At 60.9% G+C, this 4808-nt stretch carries 5 protein-coding genes and 1 pseudogene; all 6 read left to right on the top strand.

Annotated elements, in window-relative coordinates; all coding sequences use genetic code 11:
• A pseudogene (locus tag EN884_RS26065) lies at nt 1-189 on the top strand (aspartyl/asparaginyl beta-hydroxylase domain-containing protein); the annotation flags it as partial.
• 170 nt (nt 190-359) lie between these two features.
• A complete protein-coding gene (locus tag EN884_RS26060; RefSeq protein ID WP_063168067.1) occupies nt 360-2018 on the top strand; it encodes a hypothetical protein in 1659 nt (552 codons plus the stop codon).
• A gap of 76 nt (nt 2019-2094) precedes the next feature.
• Nucleotides 2095-2469: a fluoride efflux transporter CrcB gene (crcB, locus tag EN884_RS26055; RefSeq protein WP_063168066.1), complete on the top strand. Its 375-nt coding sequence runs from the start codon at nt 2095-2097 to the stop codon at nt 2467-2469.
• A 62-nt stretch (nt 2470-2531) separates the two neighbouring features.
• Nucleotides 2532-3512, top strand: a complete 981-nt coding sequence (locus EN884_RS26050) for an RluA family pseudouridine synthase (protein ID WP_024505072.1) — start codon at nt 2532-2534, stop codon at nt 3510-3512.
• 2 nt (nt 3513-3514) lie between these two features.
• Nucleotides 3515-4432: a DMT family transporter gene (locus EN884_RS26045; RefSeq protein ID WP_063168065.1), complete on the top strand. Its 918-nt coding sequence runs from the start codon at nt 3515-3517 to the stop codon at nt 4430-4432.
• 11 nt (nt 4433-4443) lie between these two features.
• Nucleotides 4444-4808: ATP12 family protein (locus tag EN884_RS26040; RefSeq protein ID WP_281034846.1), on the top strand; the 365-nt coding region annotated here is incomplete at its 3' end.

Below are 4808 nucleotides of genomic sequence, written 5' to 3'. Positions count from 1 at the left end.
TGGGTCAACGAGTATGAGGGCCGCCGCTACGGCATGTTCGTGGACATTATCAGGCCATCGCCGGTTCCCCGCCTCATCGCGGGTATGCTGGCCATCGTCTCGGTGAGCGTCGAGCGCATCAATTCCATGTTCTACAAGAACTGGAAAATGATCGGTTCGACCAAGCCGAAGAATGCCGGGACGACCTGAGCTTTGGAAAATCGGCGCTGCCGGCCCTGCCGGCAGCGTTTGGGTGCTCTGCATGTGAGACTTGGCCAATCCTTGTCGGCCGCTCATGCGCCGGAACGGATCCTGGCTGCATAAACGGTAGTCCGGGCTGGCTTTGATAGTTCTGCCTCTTCTCCTTCTGGCGGCCGCAAGTGACGAAGAACAAATCTCTCGGATTTTGGGCAACGACATATGTGTGCACCGCTCTTGTGGGAATTGCTCTTGCTCTCATCTATGTAGAGCTTGAACAGCCTGTCTATTACTGGGACTTCGCTGCCTATTTCGACACGTTTAGCCGGCAGGGCACGCTCTTGGTTCAGAGCCCTCTCGAGTGGCTCAGCCATTTGAGGACCTCGATCGCCACCGACGACTACAGTGCGGCGATCCTGGTGCCGCTGATGCCGTTTTACATCATTTTTGGCGATTCGAGGTTTTCCTACATCGCCGGAATAGTCGCTGTTTACCTGGTTCCGACCGCTCTTCTCATCGGCAGAACAAGCTATCTGGAGGCGGCGACCGGGACGCCTTCATGCCGAAGCTGGCTCACCGTATGGATTGCGGCCTTTCTCTACACGCCCTTCTGGGCGGCGACGCTTCGTGGGTTGCCGGACATTGCCGGCTGTCTCGCGCTTTGCGCGGCAACCTATTTTCTCTGGAAATCGAGGTTCCTGACCCGTGAACCGGTGATCAGCGGCATGCGTGTCGGCGTATGCCTGTGGTTGGCATTCGTGCTGCGCCGCTGGTATGCTTATCCCGTCATCGGGGTCGGAACTTCCGCGGCCTTCTTCTGTTTTCTGCAGGTCGCGAAAGACCGCGACGTCCCGGCACTCCGCAATGCCGCCGTCGGGGGCCTGTGTGTGATCCTCGTGGTTGTCGGAGCCGCGCTGACCTTCCAGCAACCCCTGGTCCTCAAGATACTGGGAACCAGCTATGGCGACCTTTACAGCGGATACAAGACAAGCTTCGTTTCACAGGTTGACCAGGCAGGATCGCGGCTCAGCTATGTGAACTGGCTGTTGATCGTATTTGGCGCTTACATCTCCATCATACGCCAAAACAGATTTTCCCTGTTCTGTGCCGTTGCTTCGGTACTTACCTTCTTCCTCTTCACCCGCATGCAGGACCCGGATCGCCACCATTCGGTGCCAATGTTTCTTTGGCTTTTTCCTGCCTACGCCCAGGCAATCGTTGCGATCGTTTCGATGCCGGCGCTGAGATCGCGATGGTCGAACGCCGCGATAGCCGTTGCCGCCGTGCTGGCGTTTTTCGGTACTTTTTTCCCAATTGGCCGCCAGGTGCTGTCACCGATCAGCTACGTCTTTGCCAGGGAAGCCACGCTCCCGCTGCAACTCGACAATCTTCCAGAATACAGGCGTCTTATCGATGACCTTCTTGGAAAGATGGGACCTGGGGACCGGTTGTCGGTATTTGCGTCCAGCGGGATCATGAGCGACTCATTGCTCTATGAAATGGACAAGGACCTTTACCCTCGCATCGAGTGGGCTTGTCAGGTCGATAGTCGCGATCGATTCAGACCGGCGGCGTTGAAGTCCAAATACGTTGTCGTGACCGATCCGCCCGTTACCCATCTGCAGCCGGGTGCGCAGCTCTGTGTCTCGATACCGGACCAATACATTGTCGAGGGCAAAGGCATCGGCGCAGCATACAGGCGCATCGCGGCGTACCAGCTGTCCGGCGACGTCAAGGGCTACCTCTACGAACAGGCGCGCCCTATCGGCAAAACGGAGATCGATGACCTCTATAACGAGTTCAGGAAAAAATATCCGGGATGGGCAACGCCTGAGTGGTGACGAGCTCGGCTGGTCCGTGCGGTTGCGCCCACAACGAGGGATTGACCGGGCAGCCCTGCGGGGGCAGTAAACGGTCATGTTCAATCTGTTTCTCGTCTTCCTCGGTGGCGGCATCGGTGCCGGGATTCGTCACCTTACCAACATCGGCGCGCTGCGTTTTGTCGGCCCCAACTATCCCTGGGGCACGATGGCCATCAACGTCATCGGCTCCTTCGCCATGGGGCTGTTCATCGCCTCCATGATGCGCCGTGGCGGATCGAACGAGGTCAGGCTGTTCGTTGCCACCGGCATTCTTGGCGGCTTCACCACCTTCTCAGCCTTTTCGCTCGATTTCGCGACGCTGTGGGAGCGGGGAGCCACGCTGCCTGCGCTGGGTTATGCCCTTGCCAGCGTCATTGGCGCCATTATCGCCCTGTTTCTGGGACTTTGGCTCGCAAGAAGCCTGCCTTAGTGCTATTGCCGCGCCAAGAACAGGCCGAGCTTGGCTCGGGAAACGGATAAGCGACAAAAAACATGGCAGGCGTTGAACAGATCACGGTGGAAGCCGGCGAGGCGGGCATGCGGCTCGACCGCTGGTTCAAGACCCATTTCCCGGGCCTTGGTTTCGGCCATTTGCAGAAGCTTCTGCGCTCCGGCCAGATCCGTGTCGACGGCGGCCGGGTCAAGGCCGACACCCGTGTCGAGCCCGGCCAGATGGTTCGCGTCCCACCGCTCGAGGTTGACAAGAAGGGCGAGAGTGCGCTGACCGGCCACTCGATCCGCAACCAGGGCGATGCCGATGTCCTGTCGAAAATGCTGATCCATGAAGACCCTAAGGTTTTCGTCTTCAACAAGCCGGCGGGCCTTGCGGTGCAGGGCGGCTCGGGCGTCACCCGCAATGTCGACGACATGCTGGAGGCCTGGCGCAACCAGAAGGGCGAGAAGCCCAGACTGGTTCACAGGCTTGACCGCGACACTTCGGGCGTGCTGGTCGTCGCCCGCACCCGACTGGCCGCCATGAAGCTCTCGGAAGCATTTCGCGCCCGCGAGACCAAGAAGACCTATTGGGCGCTGGTCAAGGGCGTGCCGCCCAAGCGCGAGGACAAGATCTCGACCTGGCTGATCAAGGAGCCGACGCCGGACGGTGACCGCGTGCGGGTCGCCGCGCATGGCGAAAAGGGCGCCGACCACGCCGTCTCTTATTACCGGATCATCGAGCAGGCGGCGCAGACGATGACCTGGCTGGAGATGGAGCCTTATACCGGCCGCACCCACCAGCTTCGCGTTCATGCCGCCTACATCGGCTGCCCGATCCTGGGCGATCCGAAATATTTCGAGGCCGACACCAATTGGGACTTTCCCGGGGGCATTCAAAACCGCCTGCATCTGCACGCCCGCCGCATCATCATTCCGCATCCCGACAAGGGCGTCATCGATGTCACGGCGCCAATGCCACCGCATATGCGCCAGAGCTGGAACCTGATCGGCTTCGACGACGCCAGCGCGGAGGACTGATCGTGAGCGGCGCCACCGACGCGCTCGACCGGCGCGACACGGTCGACCTGGCCGCCGCCGCGATCATGGTCGGGCTGACCTTTTCCTGGGGGCTGAATTACGTCGCCGCCAAGATCTCCTACGCTGGCTATGATCCGGTTTTCCTGTCGATCGCGCGCTCGATCATCGGCGGCATGTGTGTCTTTGCCTGGTGCCGGTGGCGCGGCATCGCGCTTTTCACGCGCGACGGGACCTTGCTCGCCGGCATCTTGGTTGGCGCGCTTTTCGGCATCGAGTTCCTTTGCCTCTATGTCGGCCTGGAGCATACGACCGTTGCCCGCAACACGCTGCTGGTCAACACCATGCCGTTCTGGATGCTGCTCGGCGGCCATTTCCTGCTCGGCGAGCAGATCACGTTGAGAAAATTCCTTGGCCTGCTGCTGGCCTTTGCCGGCCTTGCCGCGGTGTTTTCCGACAAGCTTGGCGGCGGCGGAGACATGCTGTTCGGCGATCTGCTGAGCCTTGGCTCCGGATTCTTCTGGGCTTTGACCAACATCCTCATCAAGCGGTCGAAGCTGGTCGAGGCGAGCGCCGAGAAGCTGCTGCTTTACCAGCTCGCCGGGGCAGCGATCGTGGGCGTATTGGTGCTGCCTCTCGCCGGCCCGCCCGTTCGCGACCCGACCGTGCTGCCGACCTTGGCGCTGCTTTTCCAGGCGGTCTACATCGTCGCCTTCACCTATGTGCTGTGGTTCTGGCTGCTGCGGCGCTATCCGGCGTCAGGCCTGTCCAGTTTCACCTTCCTGTCGCCGGTTTTCGGCGTGCTGTGCGGAGCCATGTTCTTGAATGAGCCGCTGACCATGCGCATTTTCCTGGCACTTGGCCTGATTGCCGCCGGCCTGATCATCGTCAACCGGCCGGCGCGCAAGCTGACGCCGGTGTAAGAGAGACCTTCATGCGTGACATCCTCAACGACCTCGAAGCGGGCAAGTATCTCTCCGACCCGGATCCTGTGCGCCGCGCCCAGATCCAGATGAAGACGCCTCTGCCCAAACGCTTCTACAAGGCCGCCTCTGTGGCACCTATCGACAATGGCTTTGCCGTGCATCTCGACGGCAAGCCGGTGCGGACGCCGGGCAAGGCGCTGCTGGTGCTGCCGACCGAGGCAGCAGCCGCGCTCGTCGCCGACGAGTTCGCCGCCCAAAGCGAGACCATCGATCCGGTGAAGATGCCGGTGATGCGCCTCGTCAACACGGCCATCGATGGCGTCGCCAGCGACCCGCAGGCGGTGCTGGAGGATATCCTGCGCTTTGCCTCATC

Source organism: Mesorhizobium sp. M7A.F.Ca.AU.001.01.1.1 (assembly GCF_004022735.1).
Taxonomy (GTDB): Bacteria; Pseudomonadota; Alphaproteobacteria; order Rhizobiales; family Rhizobiaceae; genus Mesorhizobium; species Mesorhizobium ciceri.
The sequence above is the reverse complement of the archived record's forward strand: the minus strand, read 5'-3'. Positions and strand labels throughout refer to the sequence as shown.